25 protein-coding genes are annotated in these 24795 nt (G+C 38.4%); 10 read left to right on the forward strand and 15 right to left on the reverse strand.

The annotated features are described in order from the left end of the window. Positions 1-98: 98 nt before the first annotated feature. The gene (locus RBL01_RS09235; protein WP_307781097.1) at positions 99-2141 is read right to left on the reverse strand and encodes an ABC transporter permease; all 2043 of its coding nucleotides are present in this window, start codon (positions 2139-2141) and stop codon (positions 99-101) included. Continuing rightward, positions 2131-2898, reverse strand: a complete 768-nt coding sequence (locus RBL01_RS09240; RefSeq protein WP_002327180.1) for an ABC transporter ATP-binding protein — start codon at positions 2896-2898, stop codon at positions 2131-2133. Before RBL01_RS09240 ends, RBL01_RS09235 begins: the two co-directional genes overlap by 11 nt. Positions 2899-3224: 326 nt before the next feature. On the opposite strand from RBL01_RS09240, the gene nrdD reads away from it, so the two are divergent. Continuing rightward, positions 3225-5414 (forward strand): anaerobic ribonucleoside-triphosphate reductase, encoded by a 2190-nt coding sequence (gene nrdD / locus RBL01_RS09245; protein WP_002327181.1) that lies wholly within the window; start codon positions 3225-3227, stop codon positions 5412-5414. A 314-nt stretch (positions 5415-5728) separates the two neighbouring features. Next, positions 5729-6331 carry an anaerobic ribonucleoside-triphosphate reductase activating protein gene (nrdG, locus tag RBL01_RS09250; RefSeq protein WP_307781098.1) on the forward strand — a complete coding sequence of 201 codons (603 nt, stop codon included), beginning with the start codon at positions 5729-5731 and terminating at the stop codon, positions 6329-6331. A gap of 53 nt (positions 6332-6384) precedes the next feature. Here nrdG and dinB read toward each other — a convergent pair whose 3' ends face one another. The 10 genes from dinB to dnaX all read right to left on the reverse strand — a co-directional run bounded on the left by dinB (position 6385) and on the right by dnaX (position 14460). Then, positions 6385-7506 (reverse strand): DNA polymerase IV, encoded by a 1122-nt coding sequence (gene dinB / locus RBL01_RS09255; RefSeq protein WP_002328212.1) that lies wholly within the window; start codon positions 7504-7506, stop codon positions 6385-6387. Positions 7507-7614: 108 nt separating this feature from the next. After that, positions 7615-8487, reverse strand: a complete 873-nt coding sequence (gene rsmI, locus RBL01_RS09260) for a 16S rRNA (cytidine(1402)-2'-O)-methyltransferase (protein WP_002318291.1) — start codon at positions 8485-8487, stop codon at positions 7615-7617. Positions 8488-8555: 68 nt separating this feature from the next. Beyond that, a complete protein-coding gene (locus RBL01_RS09265) occupies positions 8556-8903 on the reverse strand; it encodes a DNA replication initiation control protein YabA (protein ID WP_002288076.1) in 348 nt (115 codons plus the stop codon). Then, on the reverse strand, positions 8896-9720 hold the full coding sequence (locus RBL01_RS09270) for a stage 0 sporulation family protein (RefSeq protein WP_002324566.1): 825 nt from the start codon (positions 9718-9720) through the stop codon (positions 8896-8898). The genes RBL01_RS09265 and RBL01_RS09270 overlap by 8 nt, the downstream gene beginning before the upstream one ends. Positions 9721-9755: 35 nt before the next feature. Beyond that, a complete protein-coding gene (gene holB / locus RBL01_RS09275; RefSeq protein ID WP_002327183.1) occupies positions 9756-10694 on the reverse strand; it encodes a DNA polymerase III subunit delta' in 939 nt (312 codons plus the stop codon). A 13-nt stretch (positions 10695-10707) separates the two neighbouring features. Beyond that, on the reverse strand, positions 10708-11037 hold the full coding sequence (locus tag RBL01_RS09280) for a cyclic-di-AMP receptor (protein WP_002292340.1): 330 nt from the start codon (positions 11035-11037) through the stop codon (positions 10708-10710). A 14-nt stretch (positions 11038-11051) separates the two neighbouring features. Beyond that, positions 11052-11696: a dTMP kinase gene (gene tmk, locus RBL01_RS09285; RefSeq protein WP_002327184.1), complete on the reverse strand. Its 645-nt coding sequence runs from the start codon at positions 11694-11696 to the stop codon at positions 11052-11054. A 63-nt stretch (positions 11697-11759) separates the two neighbouring features. Further along, positions 11760-12356: a recombination mediator RecR gene (recR, locus tag RBL01_RS09290; protein WP_002296223.1), complete on the reverse strand. Its 597-nt coding sequence runs from the start codon at positions 12354-12356 to the stop codon at positions 11760-11762. Positions 12357-12380: 24 nt separating this feature from the next. After that, the gene (locus RBL01_RS09295; RefSeq protein ID WP_002327185.1) at positions 12381-12695 is read right to left on the reverse strand and encodes a YbaB/EbfC family nucleoid-associated protein; all 315 of its coding nucleotides are present in this window, start codon (positions 12693-12695) and stop codon (positions 12381-12383) included. 19 nt (positions 12696-12714) lie between these two features. Beyond that, positions 12715-14460, reverse strand: coding sequence for a DNA polymerase III subunit gamma/tau (dnaX, locus tag RBL01_RS09300; protein WP_002327186.1), 1746 nt, complete (start codon positions 14458-14460; stop codon positions 12715-12717). 214 nt (positions 14461-14674) lie between these two features. Here dnaX and RBL01_RS09305 point away from each other — a divergent pair, with 214 nt between their 5' ends. The 5 genes from RBL01_RS09305 to RBL01_RS09325 all read left to right on the forward strand — a co-directional run bounded on the left by RBL01_RS09305 (position 14675) and on the right by RBL01_RS09325 (position 19417). Further along, the gene (locus tag RBL01_RS09305) at positions 14675-15922 is read left to right on the forward strand and encodes an SPFH domain-containing protein (RefSeq protein WP_002294044.1); all 1248 of its coding nucleotides are present in this window, start codon (positions 14675-14677) and stop codon (positions 15920-15922) included. A 24-nt stretch (positions 15923-15946) separates the two neighbouring features. Beyond that, entirely contained in the window at positions 15947-17131 is a 1185-nt protein-coding gene (locus RBL01_RS09310; RefSeq protein ID WP_002327187.1) for a hypothetical protein, read from the forward strand. Beyond that, positions 17128-17925, forward strand: coding sequence for a TPM domain-containing protein (locus tag RBL01_RS09315; protein WP_002289232.1), 798 nt, complete (start codon positions 17128-17130; stop codon positions 17923-17925). Before RBL01_RS09310 ends, RBL01_RS09315 begins: the two co-directional genes overlap by 4 nt. A 107-nt stretch (positions 17926-18032) precedes the next feature. After that, a complete protein-coding gene (locus tag RBL01_RS09320) occupies positions 18033-18614 on the forward strand; it encodes an IS3 family transposase (RefSeq protein ID WP_002301617.1) in 582 nt (193 codons plus the stop codon). Then, positions 18584-19417 carry an IS3 family transposase gene (locus RBL01_RS09325; RefSeq protein WP_410779649.1) on the forward strand — a complete coding sequence of 278 codons (834 nt, stop codon included), beginning with the start codon at positions 18584-18586 and terminating at the stop codon, positions 19415-19417. Before RBL01_RS09320 ends, RBL01_RS09325 begins: the two co-directional genes overlap by 31 nt. 393 nt (positions 19418-19810) lie before the next feature. Here RBL01_RS09325 and RBL01_RS09330 read toward each other — a convergent pair whose 3' ends face one another. Next, positions 19811-20467, reverse strand: a complete 657-nt coding sequence (locus RBL01_RS09330) for a Crp/Fnr family transcriptional regulator (protein ID WP_002289231.1) — start codon at positions 20465-20467, stop codon at positions 19811-19813. A gap of 192 nt (positions 20468-20659) precedes the next feature. Between RBL01_RS09330 and RBL01_RS09335 the strand changes: the two genes are divergently transcribed. From RBL01_RS09335 to RBL01_RS09345, 3 genes are all read left to right on the forward strand, one after another. Further along, positions 20660-20938, forward strand: a complete 279-nt coding sequence (locus RBL01_RS09335; protein WP_002289230.1) for a hypothetical protein — start codon at positions 20660-20662, stop codon at positions 20936-20938. An 18-nt stretch (positions 20939-20956) separates the two neighbouring features. Then, positions 20957-22165 (forward strand): MFS transporter, encoded by a 1209-nt coding sequence (locus RBL01_RS09340; protein WP_002294047.1) that lies wholly within the window; start codon positions 20957-20959, stop codon positions 22163-22165. 181 nt (positions 22166-22346) lie between these two features. Then, a complete protein-coding gene (locus RBL01_RS09345; protein ID WP_002322607.1) occupies positions 22347-23306 on the forward strand; it encodes an IS30-like element IS6770 family transposase in 960 nt (319 codons plus the stop codon). 74 nt (positions 23307-23380) lie between these two features. Here RBL01_RS09345 and RBL01_RS09350 read toward each other — a convergent pair whose 3' ends face one another. Further along, positions 23381-23746: a DUF2512 family protein gene (locus tag RBL01_RS09350; RefSeq protein ID WP_002289228.1), complete on the reverse strand. Its 366-nt coding sequence runs from the start codon at positions 23744-23746 to the stop codon at positions 23381-23383. A gap of 156 nt (positions 23747-23902) precedes the next feature. Beyond that, on the reverse strand, positions 23903-24676 hold the full coding sequence (locus RBL01_RS09355) for a DeoR/GlpR family DNA-binding transcription regulator (protein WP_025478950.1): 774 nt from the start codon (positions 24674-24676) through the stop codon (positions 23903-23905). Between the last annotated feature and the right edge of the window lie 119 nt (positions 24677-24795).

A 24795-nucleotide genomic window follows, 5' to 3' on the forward strand; every position in this document is an offset into this window, starting at 1 on the left:
ATAAAGAGGTTGTGACAAAAATCGTGTCACAACCTCTTATTCCAAATAAATGGTATTCAAAATTTAGTTCTATTTATTATCTTGTCTTATTCCGTATATCATTCCTCGATAATCCGACAATATAACTGACTCGTAATGACATAAAGCAAAAGATAGATAAGGATCAATAAGCCACTCACAAGATAAGCCAACCAGTAATCGGCAGTTTTTATATACTGAGTGAAGACATTGATTGCAAATACTGCGTGAGTGATCCCTAATATCATGGGTGGAAAGAAGGTAAGTGCGTTTTGCTCGAAGATCATCCGTCTGATCCTTCTTTGTGGAATCCCCAGCTTAGTCAATAGGTGATAATTTTCTTTTTCTTCCTCTGCTTCTGCTAATTTCCGGACTGTCAAAATACTACCAGTAGCAATAATCACGATCATCCCGACAAATAGTGTGACAAAAATATTGATACCGATTCGCCGATTGACTGCACGCAATTTCGAATAGCTGGAAGAGAAATTCAAACGAGAGCTTTCTTGGCTAAATTGTGCTTCCTTCATTTGGTCATCCGGAAGTTTCTTTGTGCTAATTTCTCCTTGTAGACTTCCATTTACGATATCATAAGAATAATAAACAGCATTGAGCCACTTTATCGACAGGTCATTGCTCAGTCGTTCATCTATTTTTTCATTATTTCCACCTGATACATCTACATTGACTACTTGATAATCCACACCTTTTGCTTTTTCAAAAACGGTATCATCTACAATCAGTACAGGACTTAGATATACCATTGTTTCGTCACCTAATACACTTGGAAGCATTTGTTGAATCTTCAATTCTTGATTATCTGGCAGTCCAATACTAGATCCATATAATGAAATATTCCGAAAAAGAGTTTGCATTTGATCAAGCAAAACAGTATGACCAGGTGATTTCAAAGAAATGTTCGGCAAACCTGGATTAACTTTTCTGAAGGCTTGATATTGTGTTTCTGTGATCAGATTAGCAGTTTGAAACATAGGTTCTTCGAGATTTTGACTATAGATACTCCCAATGACTTTATAATGCAAGGTGATTTCTTTAGTTATCTTCTGCCCTTCCTCTGCTAGAATCGGCTTGATTTTTTTCTCTGTCTCAACATCAAACTGATAGTCCATCAGGGAGGAAACTTTCTCCTGGTAGGATAAAATAGTAGAGATACTAGCCGTGCCGCCAATTGTCACTAAAGAAATTCCGAGAATGACTGTAATCAGAGAATTTGTACGCCAACTTTTGAGCAAATGAACTTGCGTGTTACCCATTATCAAAAAATTGATACCATAGTAATAAATCTTCCATTTACTCAATATGATCAAAAATAACCGAAATGTATAACAGAAAAACAAATAAGTACCGACCACACAAACGAAAAAAATTAAAAAAGAAAAAAAGAAAACTAATGTATCAAGATAATGATAACTGATCATCCATGAAGTGATTTCCCTAAAATGACTAGCTCCAAAATATCCGCTCGTTAAAAGTAGTAACCCGATGACTGCGAGTAATCGGTGCCTTGTCCTGAAGCGCATTGTTGAACTATCTGCTTGTTCTTTTTCTCCAAAACTTCGAATCATTGGATAGCGCCATATTTTCCATATTGAATATACAGATACTGCTAAAAGGATGATGAAAAAAGCAAATAAAGTATCTACTACTGATGGAATGGAGATAAAAAATGGACTAGTAAGATCCATATCCATCATTCGAACCAAAATCATTGAAAAGAGTTTGGAAAAAATAATACCGAGTAATATCCCAGAAATGCAGGCGAACAATCCAATTATCATGATTTCTAACACATATATACCTGATATCTGCAGTTTATTCATACCAAAAAGCTGATAGATGCCTATTTCCTTTTGCCTTCTATTCAAGAAAAATCGGTTAGCACTGAATACGAAAAAAAGCAAAACAACAGTAATGATAAATCCGCCAAAACTCAATCCACCATCTATCGAAGTATCTTGACTTGCTCTTCTGACTAAAGATTGATCGTAGGTCATTGCGCTGAAGGAATAATAGATCATTACGGATAAAGTCAAACTGAAAAAATAAACAAGATAGCCTCGTGACTGCCGAAAAAAACTTTTAACGGCTAGTTTATACAGCATTCATTTTTCCTCCTCCGCCAATCGTCGCCTGCATGTCTATTACTTTCTCAAAGAACTCTCTTCTTGTCCCTCTTCTGACAACTTCAGAAAAAATCACACCATCTTTAATAAATAAAATTCTATCGCAGTAGCTTGCTGTATATGGATCATGGGTGACTAACAGTATCGTTGCTTTTTCTTTTTGATTCATGGTCTTCAAGTAGTTCAACAATTCTGTAGCCGACTTCGAGTCCAAAGAGCCAGTTGGTTCATCTGCAAAAATCACTTGTGGCTGAACAACAAGTGCTCTAGCAGCTGCAATTCGTTGTCTCTGTCCGACAGAAAGTTCATCGGGATACCGTTTGAGCATTTCTTCTATATTCAACAATTGAGCTACATGTCTTACTCTCTTTTCCATTTCCTCTTTAGTCATCCGTTCAACTGCTAGGGGCAATAGGATATTGTCTTTTGCATTTAGGGTATCGATCAAATTGAACTCTTGAAAAATGAATCCTAGTTTTTTTCGACGAAAGTCACTGAGCTCACTATTTTTCATTTTTGTGATTTCTTTTCCTTGTATCGAGACACTGCCCATCGTAGGCAAATTGATCGTGGACAAGATATTCATCAGCGTTGTCTTTCCTGCACCACTTGGGCCCATAATCCCAACAAACTCGCCTTCTTCTACTGTGAATGAGATATTATCTAAGGCTTTGACGGGAGAAAGTTTGCTGCCGTAGCTTTTACTTAGATGTTTCACTTCGATCATCTTTTCCAATTCTTCTCCTCCTCTTTCAATTTTCATTTCTATTTATTTGCATAGTAGCATATCTACGAATAATTTGCTCTTATGTTTTTGTCATTTTTACTTGGACTGAATAAAAAATTTTATTCAATTATTTTATTCAGCAAAATTAAATATGCAAAAAAACAAATCCACCAGCTACAAGTTTTCACCTTTTTTCACAATAAAATATACACTACATATAGTATATAAATCCAATTATACAGCACATTGAATACTATATATAGCCGATATTTAGTTGCTCCTTCCCAGATTTTGTTTTATGATAGACAAGAACAATTTAGCAGGAGTTGAAGATAATGAAAGTAAATTATAAAGAAAAAACTGTCGTTATTCAGCAGCCAGAGACATCCCAGATGAAAGTCATCAAACGCGATGGCCGCCATGTTGATTTCGATGAACAAAAGATCAATGAAGCACTGATCAAAGCAGAAAAGAAAATTCACGGCTCATTATCACCACTTACTTACGAAAAAATTCAAATGATTGCAGACTTGGTTGTCCAAGAAATCAAAAGCCGGTTTGCTGAAAATGTCAAAATCTATGAGATTCAAAACATCGTGGAACATATATTACTAGAAAAAAACGAATATGAATTAGCAGAAGAGTACATCAATTATCGTACCAAACGAGATTTTGCTCGCAGTAAAGCAACAGATATCAACTTTTCGATTGAAAAGCTAATCAACAAGGACCAAACTGTCGTGAACGAAAACGCAAATAAAGACAGTAATGTTTTCAATACACAGCGAGATCTGACAGCCGGGATCGTTGGAAAATCAATCGGACTGAAAATGTTGCCACCACATATAGCAAATGCGCATCAAAAAGGCGATATCCATTACCATGATTTGGATTATCATCCTTATACACCGATGACGAATTGCTGCTTGATTGATTTCAAAGGCATGCTGAACAATGGGTTCAAAATCGGCAATGCCGAAGTCGAATCGCCAAAATCTATCCAGACCGCCACAGCACAGATCTCACAGATTATTGCCAATGTAGCGTCAAGTCAATATGGTGGCTGTTCTGCCGACCGAACAGATGAATTGCTTGCTCCTTTTGCAGAATTGAACTATAAAAAACATCTAAAAGACGCGGAAGAATGGATCGATTCGCCAGAACGCCAAAAAGAATATGCAAAAGCAAAAACCAAAAAAGATATCTTCGATGCTATGCAAAGTTTGGAATATGAAATCAATACCTTATTTACTTCAAATGGACAAACTCCTTTCACTTCATTAGGATTTGGACTAGGAGAAAACTGGTTTGAAAGAGAAATTCAAAAAGCAATTTTACAGATTCGAATCAATGGATTAGGGAGTGAAAAGCGGACAGCTATCTTCCCTAAACTGATCTTCACTTTGAAAAAAGGTGTGAACTTAAACCCTGAAGATCCTAATTACGACATCAAACAACTAGCATTGGAATGTGCAACGAAAAGAATGTATCCTGATATTCTGAATTACGATAAAATCGTTGAATTAACTGGAAGTTTCAAAGTACCTATGGGCTGTCGTTCATTCTTGCAAGGGTGGAAAGACGAAAATGGTCAAGAAGTAAATGTCGGACGAATGAATTTAGGTGTTGTTACATTGAATTTGCCAAGAATCGCGATCGAATCAAAAGGAGATCAGAATAAATTCTGGCAGTTACTGTCTGACCGCTTAGAAATCATGAAAGATGCTCTTCTCTATCGTGTAGAACGTTGTAAAGAAGCCATTCCTGCAAATGCACCAATTTTATATATGTATGGTGCTTTCGGGAAACGTCTTTCACGTACCGATTCTGTCAATGAATTATTCAAAAACCGTCGAGCTACTGTATCGTTAGGCTACATTGGATTATATGAAGTTGCTTCAGCTTTCTTCGGTGGCGAATGGGAAACAAACCCAGAAGCAAAAGCTTTCACACTTGATATCGTCAAAGAATTAAAAGCTAATGCAGATGCATGGGGGGATGAATATGGTTATCATTTCAGTGTCTATTCAACTCCAAGTGAAAGTCTAACTGACCGTTTCTGCCGTTTGGATACAGAAAAATTCGGCATCATCGAAAATATCACAGATAAAGAATATTATACAAACAGTTTCCACTATGATGTGCGTAAAAACCCAACGCCATTTGAAAAATTGGAATTTGAGAAGGATTATCCAAAATATTGTTCAGGTGGATTCATCCACTACTGTGAATACCCTATGCTCCAACAAAATCCGAAAGCTTTAGAAGCTGTATGGGATTTTGCATATGACAAAATCGGGTATCTTGGTACGAATACGCCAATCGATCATTGCTATCAATGTGGTTTCGAAGGTGATTTCAAACCGACAGAACGAGGATTCGAATGTCCAGAATGTGGAAATCATGATCCAAAAACATGTGATGTAGTCAAACGTACTTGTGGCTATTTAGGAAATCCGCAAGCTCGTCCGATGGTACATGGCCGCCATAAAGAAATTTCCTCACGTGTGAAACACATGAAATGAGGTTGTGAAAAAGCTATCCTGCATCAAGTAATAAGAATAGCTAAACAAAAATAGCTCCTCATATTTTTCGTTTAGTTGGGCTTATTACCGCAGATGCAAGCTTTTGAACACCGTTTATTCAGAATAAGAGGCTGTGACAAGTCTTTTTTCACCACCCTCTTTCGATGGCTTTGTATCTTTGAACGCCCTCTATCAAAATAAGAACAAGCTTTCTTGAACAATGGATTTAGGTCAGTTTGTTCTTATTTATGTGGTCGAGTAGATTTTATCTTCAATAGCTATATCTTTGAACCTTAAATGAAAGAAGTTTTTTTATGAGAAATCCAAAACCAAAAGAATGGTTAGCAAAAGACTACAGCCAAAACTATATTGCTGACTACAAACCGTTTAATTTTGTCGATGGTGAAGGTGTCCGCAACAGTCTTTACGTTAGTGGCTGCTTATTTGCCTGCGAAGGCTGCTTCAACAAAGCTGTACAAAATTTCCGATATGGCAAACCATTCACACCTGAATTAGAAGAACAAATCATCGCTGACTTGCGCAACGATTACGTGCAAGGATTAACTTTACTTGGTGGCGAACCTTTTTTGAATACAGATGTTTGTCTGCAAGTCGTACGACGTATCCGAAAAGAGTTCGGTACGACAAAAGATATCTGGTCATGGACAGGCTATACCTTTGATGAATTGCTACAAGATTCAGAAGATAAATTAGAACTCCTTTCGCAAATCGATATCCTTGTTGACGGACGCTTTGAATTAAGCAAACGTGACCTAAAACTACAATTTCGCGGAAGTAGCAACCAGCGGATCATTGACGTCCAAAAATCTTTAGAATCCAATCAAGTTGTGATTTGGGAAAAATGTACGGATGCAACAGAAACCTATGAACAAATCAAAAAGCAAGACTTGATATAAAAACAGCTTTGGGAGAGAAAACGGATTTCCGGTTTCAACTCTCAAAGCTGTTTTTATATTTCTTGATTTTCCCATAATGGAAGGACGATGTTTTCATAAGTCATCGGGTCCAGATTCGTCAAAGTAATCCCTAACAATCGGATCCCTTTTTCTACTCCCAAGATTTCCTCCCATATAAGGCTTGCTTGATAAAAGAGTGCTTCTTTTTTATAGATATATTCTGGCAATGTCACTCTTTTGGTCACAGTAGAATAGTCCGTGTACCTGACCTTCAAAACTACTGTTTTCCCATGTTTTTGGACTCTTCTCAGTGCTTCTTCTACTTTTTCAGCTAGTTGGCGCAACTGAGTCAGCACTGCTTCTTCCGTTTGCAACGGCTGCCCATAAGTATGCTCTTTTCCCACAGATTTTCGCTCTCTTGTAACGTTTACTGGAGAATCATGGATTCCTCTGACTTTACGATAAAGAGAATAGCCCATTTTTCCAAAATTTCGAATCAACATCATTTCTGTGCATTCATATAGGTCTTTTCCTGTATAAATCCCTAGCTCATGCATTCTAGGTACAGTTTTCTTCCCTACCCCATGAAATTTTTCAATTGGCAAAGCTTTTAAAAATGGCACAGCGTCTTGAGGGGCAACTACCGTGATTCCTCTAGGTTTTTGATAGTCTGATGCTAATTTGGCCAAAAACTTATTGTAACTTACTCCCGCAGAACATGTTAGCTGGACACTCTCCCAAATATCTGCTTGGATCATTCGGGCGATTTTGATGGCTGACTTGCAATTGATTTTATTTTCGGTCACATCAAGATACGCTTCATCGATACTAACTGGTTCCACAATATCTGTATAACGATAGAATACTTCCCGTACTTGTTTGGAAATATCGCTGTATTTATGATGGTCGCCAGGCTTAAAGATGGCTTGCGGACAAAGCTCATACGCTTTTTGTGCACTCATTGCTGAATGAATTCCGAATTTTCTTGCTTCATAATTTGCTGTAGTCACTACTCCACGCCCACCAGTGTCACTGGGGTGTCTGGCAATTACTAATGGATGTCCGCGAAACTCAGGATGATTTCGTTCTTCAACCGAAGCGAAAAAAGCATCCATATCAATATGAATGATTTTTCTTGATGTATCATTATGTAAAGGAAATTGCAGCTCCATCATCCTCACCTCTTATTTATTATACAGGAACATTCGTTCGCGTTCAAGAGATTTGAAAAGTTAGTAGCTGATTTCCTCATTAGTCTTTCATTATAGACAACTTATACTATCTCAGTCTAATTCATGGTACTGACGGTAGACTTCTTGTTTTTTCAGCCCATTTTTCAGCGCTACTGCTTTGATAGCAGCATTTGGTTTTTCGCCTGAAGCGATCTTTGCTTCTACTTGTTCCTTTAACGTTCCCAACTCTTCATCAACTTCCGTCACTGGCGTTTCGAACAAATTCCCTTCTACAAGCAGACAACATTCACCTTTTACTGGATGTTCTTCGATATAAGCGAGTAGCTCTTCCGTACTTCCTCTAAGGTATTCTTCATGGACCTTTGTCAATTCCCGACACAAAACGACTTGGCGATTTCCAAAAATTTCTAAGAAATTCGTCAATGTAGCAGTGATCCGATAAGGTGACTCATAAAAAATCAGCGTAGCTGTCTGTTCTTTTAGCTTTTTCAATGTTTCTTTCTGTTCTTTTTTCTTACGTGGAAGGAAGCCATAAAATAAAAATGGTTGAGGTACTAGCCCTGAAGCAATCAAAGCCGTCATCCCAGCTGTAGGTCCTGGGATAGAGATCACAGAAATCCCTTCTTTTATGCAGGCTAAAACTAGCTCATGTCCAGGATCGCTGATGGAAGGCATTCCTGCGTCACTGACTTGAGCAATCGTTTTTCCTTCTTTTAACAAAGCAATCAATTGAGGGACACGTTCTTTATAATTATGTTCATGTAAACTTTTTTGGGGTGTATGGATTTCAAAATGATTCAATAACTTTTGTGTATTACGCGTATCCTCACTTGCGATAAGATCGGATTCTTGCAGCATACGAACACTTCTGTAGCTCATATCTTCTAAATTTCCAATTGGCGTCGGTACAAGATATAAATCCCCATATACCGGATTTCCCTTGAAACTTTTTTGATTATACATCTGTCACAATCTCCTTAATAAAAAGACTGGAGCAGTATTTCTCCGCTCCAGTCTCCTCTTGTTATTGGTCATCGACCGCTTTCGCGATAGATCACTTCTAGACAAAACGCACAAGGCTCGTCATTGTCCCTTCTTGATCCATATAAATCGTAGCAGACATGGAATCCTTCTTCATAAATTTTTTCAAGATTCATACGAGACTTAGAAAGTTCCTGCTTCACATTTTCAGCTGGAGCTTGTGCAACTTGGTTCAATTCCCGCAGGTGTTCCCGCAGACGTTGATTTTCCATCTCCAAAGTTGTATTTTTTTCTACGATCTCATGCAAAGCATGCTTCATTTCAACAAGTTCTGTTAATGTATTTCTCAACTCTGATTCTAATTGATTCAATCCGTCGTATAATGATCTCTTATCCATTCATCTCACCTACTTGGATAAATTCTTTCAATTCATCCCATTCATATTCGACAGGATTTTCCCGTCCAGTCAGCCGAATACTAACGATACGGCTAAGCAGATTCAACCCTACGACTTTCCCTTTACCATCAGGTGTAGCAATTACTTTTCCAAAGTCAGGGAGTTCTTTTTTCGCTGTCTCGTATTCTTCGCTCTCATATTGCAGACAGCACATCAAGCGTCCGCATAAACCGGAAATTTTTGTTGGATTCAAAGATAAACTTTGATCTTTTGCCATTTTGATTGATACAGGCACGAAATCGCCTAAAAAAGAAGAACAGCATAATGGACGCCCACATGGACCAATTCCGCCTATTATCTTTGCTTCATCGCGGACACCAATTTGTCGAAGCTCAATACGAGTACGAAATACAGCGGCCAGATCTTTTACCAATTCTCTAAAGTCAATTCGCCCGTCCGCTGTGAAAGAAAAAATCAATTTATTTCGATCAAATGTGTATTCGGCTTTGACCATTTTCATTTCCAACTCACGCAACTGCACTTTTTCTTTTGCGATTTTCAATGCATCATAAGCATCTTTTTTGTTTTTTTTGTCTTTTTCTAATTCAGCTTGTGACGCTTTATGCAAGATCGGACGGATAGCTTCAGGAAGGTCATTGGGATCAATCTCTTTTTTAGGAAGGACAACAGTAGCAATATGTAAGGATTGCTGAGATTCGACTAATACCTTGTCATTATAAACATATTCAGAGTCTCCTGGTGCAAAATAATAGATATGACCTGCATCTCTATATCGGACACCTACTACTTCTACCATTTCCATCCTCCTTGATCATCATCCTTTGCGGCAAGCTAAAAAATCGTATGCAAAACGAACTGTTCCGCAACAGCCTGAAAACTGACATTGCTGCGTAGTTTCTGCTCTGCGATCAATATCCGTTCAATTATCTGGTTTATCTGTTTCACTTTGCCATATTCGCCGTTTGCTACTGCTTGACGCTGTGCTTCCTGATAATAAAACATCAAGACAGATAATCCTGTAAACTGTTGTGTTTTTTCTTTAAATGATTTTACCAATTTTTTTTGGACATAGATAAAGGCTTGAGTATCTTGCTTTTGCAAGTAAACGAACCATTGATAAATCAAGTCCTTAGCATCATTAAACCATTCATCTTGAGAGATTTCAACTGCTTTTCCTAAACTGTTTGTTAAGAAAGCCAAAAGTTTTGCTTTTTCCAATGGAATCTGCTCTTCTTGCAATCGATGGATCAGTGCTTCTTTCGAAAGTTCTTGAAAATGCAGAACTTGACAACGAGATTGAATAGTAGGGAGAATTCTTCCTACTGCATCTGTTTCTAACACCGCCAAAAAATCTCCAGGGGGCTCTTCCAAGAATTTCAACAAACTGTTTGCCGCACTGCTATTCATTTTTTCAGCTTCTTTGATCAAAAAAACTTTTTTTCTTGATTCGTAACCGCTGCGACTGAATTCCGTCTGCAAACGTCTGATCTGATCGACTTTGATGGTTTGTCCTTCCGGTTCAATAACCAAAACATCTGGATGTTCTTTCTTTTCGATCCGCTGACAATTGTTGCATTTTCCACAAGGCAGATTGTCTTTCATTTGGGTACAGAACAGGTGCTGTGCAAGCCATATACCTACTTCATGTTTTCCTATTCCTTTCTCCCCTTCAAAAAGATAAGCATGAGCGATACGCCCATGCTCAAAACTCCGTTGAAGCTGCTGATACACGATCGGTTGCATTTGAGCCAAGTTTATTTCTTGATTCATAGCTCAGCTCCTCCTAAAATTGATGGAATCCTTCAACAGGTAAGACGAAGACTGTGGCACCGCCTACTTCTACTTCTACTGGATAAGGGACGCCCCCATCCATCGAAATATCCAGTGTAACAGGTGTAGATACAAATTGCTTTCTTGATTCACACGTTTTTTTGATGATTTCCAATGCTTCTTCTACACGGTCATCTTCAATACCCACGATAAACGTGCTGTTTCCAGCCTTAAGGAAGCCGCCTGTCGATGATAGTTTTGTGGCACGGATATTTGCATCAATCAATTCATTTGATAAACGGTTGCTGTCTTTGTCTTGGATAATCGCTAAAATAATTTTCATAAACGTTCACCTTCCTAGTTTTCAAAAAATTGCGGATACTGTTCAATAATTGTATGATAACTTGTTTGCAGCACTTCTTCAAAGCTTTTTCTTGCATCAACTTTGTGGATTCTTTCCGGATCCTCTTCTGCCAGCTTTAAGTAAGCATGACGTACACGCTGGTGGAATTCCAAACCTTCCGAATCTAAACGGTCGATTTGATTTTGTCTGTTTTTCTTGATTCTTCTTAATCCGGTGTCTGAATCTACGTCAAGATAAAGGGTAAAATCCGGCGTAGTACCTTCTGTAGCAAACTCATTCAACCGAGCAATCTCGGTAACGCCGATGCGTCGGCCTGCACCTTGATAAGCAAGAGAACTGTCGACAAATCTATCGCATAAAACGATTTTCCCTTTTGCCAGAGCAGGCAGAACCTTTTCGACTAGATGTTGTCTTCTTGCTGCTGCATAAAGCAGTGCTTCCGTACGTTCATCCATCCGATCATTTTTTGGATCAAGGATCACTGCTCGGATCTCTTCAGCAATCGGAATGCCTCCTGGTTCTCTTGTTTGAATGATTTCTGTTTTTGCTACTTCTTTCAAAAGAGGGTAAAGTTCATTCAAGATGCTGGTTTTTCCTGCACCATCAGGCCCCTCGATTGTAATAAATAGTCCGTTCACATTGTTGCCCCCATCTCTTGTGCTGCTTTTATATTGTATCTGAAAAAACACTTAATTAGAAATTTATAACTCACGTCTTCCTTCGACAGCTTTCAATAAAGTAACTTCATCTGCATACTCGATATCAGAGCCTACAGACAGACCATGTGCTAGACGAGTCACTTTGATACCTGCGGGTTTGATCAGACGTGAGAGATACATAGCTGTTGCTTCTCCCTCTGTTGTTGCATTTGTTGCGATAATCACTTCTTTTACATCTGCATCATGCAGCCGCTGCAACAGAGAAGAAATATTGATGTCTTCTGGACCTGTCCCTTCCATCGGTGATAACACACCATGGAGAACATGATAAAGTCCGTGATATTCTCGCATTTTTTCCATTGCCATTACATCTTTCGGCTCTTCGACCACTAGGATAACGCTTCGATCACGTGAAGGATTTCTACATATTTCGCAGGGATCTTCTTCTGTGATGTTTCCGCAGATACTACAAAAATGCAAATCGCGTTTTACACTTAACAAAGATTTAGCAAATTCATTTACTACTTCATCTTTCATATCGATCGTATAAAAGGCGAGTCTTGTCGCTGTTTTCTGACCGATTCCTGGAAGTTTCATGTAGCTGTCGATCAGTTTCGCAATTGGTTCTGGATATTGCATATTCATTACTCCTTCAGTTTAAAACTAAAATCCTGGCAAACCTTTTGCGTATTTCCCTAATTTTTTCTCAGTTTCCACATCAATTTGTGCGATCGCATCATTGACTGCCATTACGACAAGATCCTGAAGCATCTCGATATTATCAGGATCAACGACTTCTTCATTGATTTGGATATCTTTCATGCGACGATCGCCTGTAAAAACCGCTTTGACCAATTCATTGGTGGCTTTACCTGTAAACTCTGTTTTATTTAGCAACTCTTGTGCTTCTGCCATTTCTTTTTGCATTTTTTGTACTTGTTTCATCATGCCTTGCATATTGCCCATTCCACGCATCATAATTATCTACTCCTTTTTATTAATCATCTACCACTGTAACAGCTTCGGAGCCAAACAGTTCCTCTGCTTTTACTACAAGTGTTTCTTCTGGTACTTCTTGTTCTTGAGGAAGCAACTCGATTTCTCCTTCTGAGTCTTCAGAAGCAAAAGAGTTTTCTGTTCCCTCTTCTTGTGCCTGCGTCAAATAATTTCTTCGAAGTTCTGGCCAGCTTTCTCTTGTAATATAAACAGGATCAGGCGCATAATCTTTGATAATTCGGCTTAAGTTGTTGTGTACCGAAAGCTGCAATTCTTCGTCATTTGCTGCTCTTTGACAAACAATCTCATAATCAAACGCAATCACTAGTCCTGTTGGTCCAGCTGCAACTGGTTCGCTTGCTTTAAGCATTGCTCGCTGAGTGACAGATAGACTCATCAGCAAGTCTTCCCATACTTCTTTTACTTGGTTCAGATGCTGTCTTGTCGCTTCCCGCAGAACTTTATATACTCGTTCCGTCGGTACACGATAGGTACTTGTCTGTTTTTTATGATTTGTATGCTGTACCGGCTGTACTTTTGTATTCTCAATTCCTGTATTACTGCGTAGTTCCTTGATTTCGTTTCTTAGTTCCATAATCTCTTGTTGTAGCTGTTTTACTATCTGATCATCTGCAAATGCTACATCTGCTGAAGGAACAGAAGCAGACGGTAGCTGTGCAAGTTTGACTGTAGCGACTTCCAAATAAATAGCGGCACTATTGGTAAAACGAATTTCATTTTGAGTATCGCTCAAAATCTTTATCATTGAAAACAGCTGATCCGCTGAAACAGTTTGTGCCAATTCTGTAAATGTACTTCTGATCGTACTCGATTGTTCCTCAACTAGGTTAGGTGCTTGCTGATACATCAGCAAGTCACGGCAGTATTGTAACATATCCTCTAGAAAGCGACGTGATTCTTTGCCGGCTGCGAGAATTTGGTTCAATGTTTCCAATGCTTCTGGTACTTCTTTTTTCACGCAAGCGCTCAAGTAACTGTCCATCATTTCGTCAGTTAAGCTACCTGTCACTTGCATGGCATCATCTAAAGTAATTGTTCCTTCACTAAACGAGATTGCCTGATCAAGAATACTCAATGCATCCCGCATCCCGCCTTCTGCAGAACGGGCAATCACATTCAATGCAGCTGGTTCATAGCTGATAGTCGATTCTTTCAAGATAAATTCAAGATGTTCGACAATATCTGCCGTATTGATCCGTTTAAAATCAAATCGCTGAGTCCGTGAAATGATCGTAGCTGGTATTTTGTGAGGTTCGGTCGTTGCTAAGATGAATATGACACTTTCTTTTGGCTCTTCCAATGTTTTCAACAAGGCATTGAAAGCTCCTGTTGAAAGCATATGTACCTCATCAATAATGTACACTTTGTACGCTGCCTTTGTAGGCGCATAATTTGCCCGATCACGGATAAATCGGATTTCTTCGACTCCGTTGTTGCTGGCAGCATCGATTTCGATCACATCTTCTTGCGTACCAGAAGTAATTGATCGACACATTTCGCATTCGTTGCATGGCTCGCCGTCTTTACTGTTCGGACAGTTGATTGCTTTTGCGAAAATCTTTGCTGCACTCGTCTTTCCGGTTCCTCTGGGTCCTGTAAACAAGTAGGCATGTGAGGTTTTGTGGGAAACAATAGCATTTTTTAGTGTCTGTGTCACAGCTTTTTGTCCAACGATGTCTTCGAAACGCTGCGAACGCCAGACTCGATAAAGTGCTTGATATGCCATAAGGATCCCCCTTTTTTAAAAAATTCACTATCTCTTATTATACGTGATATTAGGTAAAAAAACTACTATCCTTCTCGGCTTTTTCAGGTATTTAAACAATACGCAATTTTCCATTTCAATTCCGTCTCTAGTCCGAGAAGTTTCACATCTTCCTATGGTATAATAAATAAATAATAATTGTTTGGCATTAGCTGAATCAGAGGAGGAATTTTTTATGGGTCTTATCAAAGCAGCAACAAGTATGGTTGGCGGCGGTCTGGCAGATCAATGGCTAGAAGTCATCGAACCAGACAATATGAGTGATACAACGGTCATGACAAAAGGTGTCAAAGTCCGCAAAGATGACAAACGTGGCTCCAATCGTAAAGGAACAGAAGATGTTTTAACAGACGGAACAGTCGTCCATGTCTATCCAAACATGATGATGCTTTTGGTCGATGGTGGAAAAATCATCGATTATACCGCTGAGGAAGGTTATTACACCATTAAAAATGACGCAGCTCCTTCCATGTTCAACGGAACACTGAAAGAAGCAATTGCTGAAACTTTTGACCGATTTAAATTTGGCGGCGTCACACCGCAGAAACAACAAGTTTTTTATATCAATCTCCAAGAAATAAAGGGAATCAAATTCGGTACAAGCGCGCCGTTGAACTACTTTGACAATTTCTATAACGCAGAATTATTCTTACGGGCACATGGCACTTATTCTATTCATGTCGTTGACCCGATTTTATTTTATACAAACGCAATCCCTAAAAACAAAACACAAGTGGAAATCAATGATATCAATGAGCAGTATTTAGCTGAATTCCTAACAGCGCTGCAATCAGCAATCAATCAGATGTCTGCAGATGGTCAACGGATTTCTTATGTACCATCTAAGAGTTTGGAATTAAGCAAATACATGGATACTGCATTGGATGATTCTTGGCGTGAATTACGTGGGATGGAGATTGTTTCTGTGGCTGTAGCCAGCATTTCTTACACCGATGATTCTGTGAAACTGATCAATATGCGTAACGAAGGGGCGATGCTAGGTGATCCTAGCGTACGTGAAGGATACGTGCAAGGTTCCATTGCACGTGGTATGGAAGCAGCCGGAAAAAATGAAGCAGGAGCAATGACCGGCTTTATGGGTGTAGGTATGGGAATGAATGCAAATGGTTCTTATCTTTCTCAAGCAGCTCAAAATAACCAAGAACAAATCAAACAACAAGCAGAAAAACAAAATCAACAAACTGCACAAGGAAATGCGGATACTTGGACATGTCCAGTTTGCGGGACAGAAAATTCCGGAAAATTCTGTTCCAACTGCGGAGCTGCCAAACCTGTAGAAAACGTTCAGCCTAAGCTACAAATGCGATGCAGTGAATGCAATGAGATCGTGGATCTTTCCAACGGCATCCCTAAATTCTGTCCAAACTGTGGTAAACCGTTTAAAGGAATCCCCGTTGATTAATTTATTTAGAAAGGTGTGCAGCTGATGGATGTTCTTACACATAAATGTCCTAATTGCGGCGGTCCGTTGACTTTTGATCCCAAAGACCAAAAATTTCATTGCGAATACTGCCTGAATATCTATACAGAAGAAGAAGTCAGCCAATATGAGCAAAAGCAAAAAGAAGCGCGTATGGCTGGCGAAGAAAGCAAAGAAGAACCTTCACCTACCGAAGATTTTACTTTTACAGCCCAAGAACAGCTTGCCGATATGAATGAAGCCGAGCGCAAAGCGGTTGACGAGGCAGGCGGTTTTTCAGGTACAGCGGACGAATCTGCAGATAATACCGCAGCGATGGATCTTTTTCTTTGTCCCAACTGTGGTGCAGAGATCGTGACTGATGCGACAACTGCTGCGACTTATTGTTACTACTGCCATAATCCCGTCGTACTATCGGGACGTTTAAGCGGAGAATTCTTGCCAAATAAAGTACTTCCTTTTGCTGTCGAGAAAGAAGAAGCAATCAACAGATTTCTCGCTTGGACCAAGAAAAAATGGTTTGTTCCCAAAGCTTTTTTCAATAAGGATCAAATCGATAAGTTGACAGGTGTGTATTTCCCTTATTGGGCTACAGATGCTGAAGTAGATGGTGCCATGCAGGCGAATGGTACAGTTATCCGCATATGGCGGATAGGTGACATCGAATACACAGAAACGAAGCAATTTGCTGTTTCAAGAGCAGGCAAGCTTTCTTTTAAAGAACTAGTAAAAAATGCCTTATCAAAAAATACGCAACAAAAGATGGTCGAAGGCGTGCAACCTTTCCCGTTAGATAAAGCAATTGATTTTAAAAGCCAGTATTTAGCCGGGTTCCAAGCAGAAAAAAGAGATATCGAATATGAGGCAATCAAATCACAGATTCAATCTGAATTAAAAGACTATTCAGAGAAGCTGTTAAAAGATACCGCAAATGGATATACAACATTGACCGGTGTGCGAACTTCTGCTTCAATCACAAACGAAGTAAATAATTACGTATTACTGCCGGTATGGCTTGTTACTTATCGAAGCAATGACTCAAGTAAAAAAGTCTACTACTACGCAATGAATGGACAAACAGGAAAGGTCAGCGGTGTCCTGCCGATCAGCCAGAAAAAATTGGGACTGACCGCTCTTGGGATTTTCGCTGGGCTAGCGATCCTCTTTCTGATCGGAGGTTACTTGATATGATGAAAAAATTTTTTTTATTCTTTCTTTTGCTAGTAAGTGTTGGCTGGCCGGTGGCTACTCATGCAGATACAGCTACGGTAAATGATGAGGCTGGGTTATTCACAACAGATCAAATCCAATCTTTGGAACAACAGGCAGAAAAGCTGAATGAAAAAATCAAAGGACGAGTCTTGATCGTAACGACTACATCTAATTCAGAAGAACCAAGAGACTTTGCTGATAATTACTTAAGAGACGCAGTCGGAAATGATCAAAATGGCTCAGTATTGCTATTAGATATGGGACAGCGTGAAATCTACATTTCGACTTCTGGTAATATGATCGATTATTTGACTGACAGCAGAATCGATTCGATCTTAGATGATGTTTATGATCAGATGACAAATGCTGCCTATTACAATGCTGCAAAAGCTTACCTGTCTAAATCAGCAACATATGTGGAAGACGGAGTTCCAGGAGGACATTATCGTGTAGACGAAGAAACTGGCAAAATTACACGCTATAAGGTTTTGACGACAGTAGAAATCATCATTGCTGTTGTTTTGGCTCTTATCCTTAGTCTTGTCTTTTATTTTGTGACTGTTTCGCGTTATCAATTGAAATCAGGCATCTACAAATATCCATTCCGAGAAAAATCCAGTATCAAATTAACTGAAAAAACCGATCGTCTGACAAATTCTTTTGTCACGACAAGAAGAATCCCCAAAAGCCCACCTCCTGGAAGCGGCGGTGGCGGAAGTACTACCCATTCTAGCGGTGGCGGTACTTTTGGCGGTGGCGGCAGAAGTTTCTAAAAATTGCTAAATGAATGTTCGCAAAAAAAGGGCTGTGACAAAAATCGTGTGTACCGACCCCCAAAAGTTAGACCAAAAAATCTAACTTTTGGAGGTCGGTATTTTTTATGGCTAAGTATACTTTTGAACTTAAATTAAAGATCGTTCATGATTATTTGGATGGTAAAGGCGGAAGTGATTATCTGGCAAAGAAGTATTCCATTAAGGCTCCATCACAAGTGAAGCGCTGGATCAATGCCTATCAAGAATTTGGTGAAGAGGGTCTAGTAAGAAAGCGACAAAAGAAAAAATATTCTGTTCAATTTAAGCTGGATGCGATAGAGTTATATCTAACAAGTGAGCTGTCCTATCGTGAAGTTGCCAACACACTTAACATGAACAACCCTAATTTGATCGCTAGTTGGATGCGTCAATTCCGTGAGGGTGGGATCGATGGACTCTCAAAAACGAAAGGATGTCCACCTATCTTGTCTAAGAAAAATGAACCCAAAAATAAGAAAAAATCTACAACTAAAGCAACGTCTAAAGAACGTGAACGCATCGAGGAGTTGGAGAAACGAGTCCGTTCCCTTCAAATTGAAAATGCCTTTTTAAAAGAATTGAGGAAGCTGCGAAAACAGGAAGCCCAACAACGACGAATGAAGCAATCGCACGAATCATCGCAAGCCTCCGAGGACCGTTTAAATTAGTTGAGCTTCTAGAAACTTTAAAGTTCCCTAAGGCAACCTTTATGTACTGGCAAAAACGATTGGACCGTAAAAATCCAGATCAAGAGATTGAAGCGGAAATGCTTAAAATTCGGGAGAAGCACAAGGATTATGGCTGTTTACGGATGACCAATGAACTAAGAAACCGCGGTTTCTCTATCAATAAAAAGAAAGTTCAGCGCCTGATCAAGAAGCTAGGAATAAAAGTAACGGCATACACACGTAAATCACGGCGCTACAATTCTTATCGAGGACAAGTCGGAGCAGTAGCCCAAAATCGGATCCATCGTCGTTTCTACACCAGTATCTGCCATCAGAAAATCACGACGGATACAACTGAATTTAAATACCATGAAGTGGATGCCAAAGGCATTATCCGTCAAAAGAAATTGTATCTAGATCCTTTTATGGATATGTTCAATAGTGAGATTTTATCCTATCGTATCTCTGAAAAGCCCAATGCATTAGCGGTAATGGAAGGTTTGGAGGAAGCTGTCCAGACCACTAACGATTGTCCCTATCGTCGTATGTTTCACTCAGATCAAGGTTGGGCGTATCAAATGAAAGCTTATAGAAACAAATTGAAGGAGTACAAAATCTTTCAAAGCATGTCTCGGAAAGGGAACTGCTTAGATAATTCACTTATGGAGAATTTTTTTGGCTTATTAAAACAAGAGATTTTTCACGGGAAAGTTTATAACTGTTTCGTGGAATTAAAATCAGCCATCGATAGCTATATCTATTACTACAATAATGAACGGATAAAACAGAAATTAAACTGGTAAAGTCCCGTCCAATTTCGTAAAACAACCGTAACGGTTGTGTAAAAATATCATTTTAGAGCATGAAAAAAGGAGTGGATTTCTCCACTCCAAAAAAGTCTAACTTTTGGGGGTCACTACAGTGTCACAGCCCCTTTTGTTGCAAATAAACGGCGTTCAAAAGCTTACATCTACGGTGATAAGTCCAGCCAAGTTAAAAACATAAGAAACTGTTTTTACTTGGCTCTTCTTATTACTTGATGCAGAACAGCTTTTTCACAACCTCTTCCTTAAACGGTGTTCTCCTACCAACTCCTCGGTCACAAGTCACAATATTCATCAAACATGAAAAGCTGTTTTTTGAAATTGTTCCTTGTGACTCAGAGTTAAACGGCAGGCTCACAACCTCTTTGTTCATCAAAAGATAATATTGTCTTCTAACAAGTCCATATTCAAAATAACGATATGATGATCTTTCACTGTGATAATACCATCTTTTTTCAACTGCTTTAAAATTCTGTTCACACTGCTAGCAGTTGAGATGCCACAAAATTTGGCGATTTCTTCATTCGTGATCGAAAAATCGATCAGCATCCCTTCTTCTGTCCGCACACCAAATAAATCATATAATTCGTAAAGTTGCGTACAAACAGCTCCCAGCTTTCCATTTAATAGCATTTGCTGCATTTTTTTCATCGAATAAAGCAGACGATAGCGGTAATACTCTTTTACATAGTGTTGTAGCTTTGGGTCTTGGTTGATATTTTGCCAAAAGCGCACACGATTGATTCGATAAAACTCTGCATATTCTGATTCAACTCGAATATTATACGGCGAATCGATGAATTGTGAATATTCGTCTTTTAAAAGAGAGACGATTTCAAGATCTTTGATATAGCGAAGGTTAAATTCTCTCCCATCATTTGAAATAACACTTGCTTTTACCGTTCCCTCTTTCAAGATATACGTATGGGAATCTTCCATCCCTTCGAATGTCAAATATTTATGATATCCTTTGCGTATAATCGGAAAATCATTTTTATCCAAATATTCCTTTAAGACTCTACTATCCAATGATGCTCCCCCATCCAAACTTTCATCTAAAAAGATCATACAGTACTTTAAAACTTTTTAAAGTCCAAAGGTATTTTACTAATGATATTAACATTTGTTAAGTACCTTTTTCCATCACTTATGCGATTTTTTTCCTTTTTTTTATTCGTTATACTGCAGAAGTAAAATTTTTTAAGAATAGAGGGAAAAAACATGAATTACTGGATGAACACAATCATTAATCGATTAGAAACAGCATATCAAACAAGATTTGATATGAAAGCTTCTTTAGTCTTTTTAAATGATGCGTATCAAAACTCGATCGAATTGATCAAAGCAGTGGATGAGAATCCAACAAACGAATGCGAAGAATTTTTAAATCTGTTTATGTCTACAAGAGATTTATTTATTCGCCAACTTGTTGATCGCTATCCATCCAATTATCACGATGTAGAAGTTCAAATACAAAAATTAAAAGCATATTCAGCTTAAGGGGAATGTATAACATACATGGAAAAGAAATTATTTAATAAATATTTTATCGGAATCACATTGATCAATTTTATTGTCTACCTGATTTATTATCTGTTGATGGTCATCATGGCAGTCATTGCGCAAGACACCTTACACGCCAGCTTGAGCCAAGCAGGTTTTGCTTCTGGGATCTATATCATCGGAACATTGCTGGCACGCTTATTCATGGGGAAACAGTTAGAACTATTTGGTCGGAAGTTTACCTTAAGAGGCGGCGCGATCTTCTATCTCCTTTCAACATTAGCATATCTTTATACGCCAACTATCGGGGCATTGTATTTAGTTCGATTCTTGAATGGATTCGGCTACGGTACAGTTTCTACAGCTACAAATGCTATCGTTACTGCATATATCCCTGCATCTAAAAAAGGGGAAGGCATCAATTATTATGGATTAAGTACTAGTTTAGCTGCCGCTGTTGGGCCATTTTTAGGAATGATTTTGCTGAATATGACTGATTTTCGTTTCATTATCTGGTTTTCAATTGTACTGGTCTTCTTTGTTACGATTGCCTGCCTTGTCTTTCCTGTAAAAAATATTCCATTATCTGAAGAACAAAAAATATCTCTTCGCTCATGGAATATCAATAGTTTTATTGAAAAGAAAGCACTTTTCATTACAGGAATTGCCTTTTTGATGGGTCTTTCTTATTCAAGTGTTTTATCATTTTTATCTTCTTATACAAAAGTAATCCACTTAGTTGCTGCTGGGTCATTTTTCTTCGTCGTATATGCTTTGGTCATCACATTTACACGTCCATTGACTGGAAGGATTTTCGATGTCAAAGGAGAACAATACGTGATGTATCCTAGCTATTTATTCTTAACAGCAGGATTATTTTTACTGAGTGTAACGACGAATAGTGTGACATTGCTTATCTCTGGAGCATTAGTCGGCCTAGGTTATGGTACGTTTATGTCAAATGGACAGGCTGTTTGTTTAAAAATCGTCCGCGAACATCGAATCAGTATTGCTTTATCTACCTACTTTATTGGTTTAGACCTAGGCTTAGGCGTTGGTCCTTATTTGATGGGGATGCTAAAATCTCTTACTTCATTTAGAGGATTGTATGTGATTGCCGGAGTCATTCCATTGATATGTACAGCACTCTATCTTGTTAATGGCCGAAAACATAGTCATGAAGCAGAGGGCGAATTGATTGAATCATTGAAAAATGAAATTTGATCTTGATGAATAGATAAAAAAAACCGTTCAGATCTGAAAATGATCTGAGCGGTTTTTTGAGTAAAAATAGTTTATGATTATTCTTCGCGAATTGTAAAATTAAGTTAGAAAAATAAAAAGGCATTTATGGTACACTCAAATTGTATTTCCGACGAAAGAAAACAAAGGAGTGTAACCATAAATGACCTACAAACATCTTACCATAGACGAACTGACAATGATAGAATCATATTATCTTCAACATAATAAGCCGGTTGAAATCGCTAACCGAATGGGACGTGCTATACAAACTATTTATAATGTAGTCAATAAGTTCAAGCAAGGCAAGACTGCTCTTGATTATTGGCACCAGTATAAAGAAAATAAGAAAAAATGTGGTAGAAAAGTCATTCAATTACCTGCTCATGAAGTAGATTACATTAAAGAGAAAGTCACTCTTGGTTGGATGCCTGACGTCATTATCGGGCGAAAAGAAAGGCCTGTTTCATGCGGTATGAGAACACTTTATCGTTTATTTTCTAAAGGAATATTTGATATTGACACACTACCGATGAAAGGTAAAAGAAAACCCAATGGCCATCAGGAAAAACGGGGAAAACAACAGTATCAGCGCTCAATCCATGATCGACCTGATAATTATCCTGATTTCAATTCTGAGTTTGGTCACCTTGAAGGTGATACGATCGTTGGCATTCATCATAAAAGTGCCGTCATTACTTTAGTTGAAAGATTATCTAAAGTCATTATCACGATTAAACCCAACGGCCGTAAGGCATTAGATATTGAAACTGCCCTTAATCAATGGTTTTCTCGCTTCCCTAAAAACTTCTTTAAATCTATTACGTTTGACTGTGGAAAAGAATTTTCTAACTGGAAAGCCATTAGTAACCAACATGATATTGATATATATTTTGCGGACCCTGGAACACCTTCTCAACGCCCATTAAACGAGAATTCTAACGGGATTCTGCGTCGTAATGGACTGCCGAAATCAATGGATTTTAGAGAAGTGAATCAGACATTTATTTCCAGTGTCAGCAATCAACGTAATCATATTCCAAGAAAATCATTGAATTACAGAACACCAATCGAAATATTTTTGAGCTATGTACAAGAAGCATTTTATTCTAGCTTAATTTGACAAATCATACTTAATTAAACATCTATTTATTTTTAAAGCTTTCATTTATCGATAAGAATAGTTTAACTGTTGTTTTATTCCATTTTCCGTTCATCTGGTACGATGCCTTGACTTAGCAACCACTTGTGGAAGAACCATTCTGCCACACCGATCAATAGAGCAGGAATCAATACTTTCATCCAAATATCGACTGTATCATTCATAAAATATAGATAGAGCCACAAGATAACTGCAGCTGAACCAGCATCTGCGATCGTCGCTGCGATGTTCCCTACTTTACGTAAGATCAACAGATCCCCTAGCACATAGATCATGACTACAATAATTACCCCAACAATCGTTGAATCCATAAAGCTAACACCGTATAAACCTGTCAGCACGACCCACAGAATCGCCCAGATCATGATTGCCTTCACTACCAACGCCTTCACATGTTTCATTTTCTGCACTCCTTTCTCCTGGATAAAAAAGTAAGATTATCTAACAAGATAACCTTTTCATTATTATACCATCGGCTAAGAGAAGCGAGCAAAGATAAGGTCCTATCTAAGAAAACGAAAAAATGGGAAAACACCTTAGAATATTCACGTAATAATTTATCCATACAGACATTCGATATGGTGTTCCTTTACTTTCGCATACTGTTCTTTTGTCAGTTCTTTACTTGTCACCAGATAATTGATTTCATGAAAAGCAATGGATTGATGCATGAATTTATGTGCAATTTTTTGCTGTGTAACTAAAACGGCAAGCCGGTCTGATTGTTTTCTAAAAGCTTTTTTGACCATTGCCTCTCCTTCATGAGTTTCTGTTACTCCTTGGCTGAAATCTAGCCCGCGACAACTCATTATCGCTAAATCCGCATAATATGACAATGCAACGTTATAGGCTTTTGAACCGTTGATTGTTGCTCGTTTCGGAACAATTGCCCCACCCAATACAGATACTTTTGCCGTTGTGTATTCACTCAACATAGCAGCTGTGACGATGCCATTCGTAATGATCTGCAAACCATCAAATCTTGCTAGGTTTCTGACTAAATGTAAAGAGGTTGTACTGGAATCCAAGAATAAGACCATATCATCTCGAATCAAAGAAGAAGCTGTATCTGCAATCTTACGTTTTTCTGTTTCTTCTTCTAATTTGGTGATCTTCATCAGGTAAGGCACGTCAATTTTTCGATTGTCAACAAGCATGGCGCCACCGCGAACTCTACGGATCAATCCACTTTTTTCCAGACAAACAAGGTCACGTTTAATCGTGGCTTCGCTATAATTTACTAACTCGATCAAATCGGTGACTCTTGCAAATTGGTTGTTTTTTAGATAATTCACAATCTCCTGCTGTCTATTCTCCACTTCATTCAACATAAAATCACCCCATTTACTTTATATAGTAACAGGAAAAAAGAGGTTGTGACAGAAGTGATTGGCTTCGAGAAATAAGAAGAAATTTTTCGAAAAAACTACTTCTGAACATCGTGTGTGGT

Source organism: Enterococcus sp. SB12, from assembly GCF_030910025.2.
GTDB classification, from domain to species: Bacteria; Bacillota; Bacilli; order Lactobacillales; family Enterococcaceae; genus Enterococcus_B; species Enterococcus_B faecium.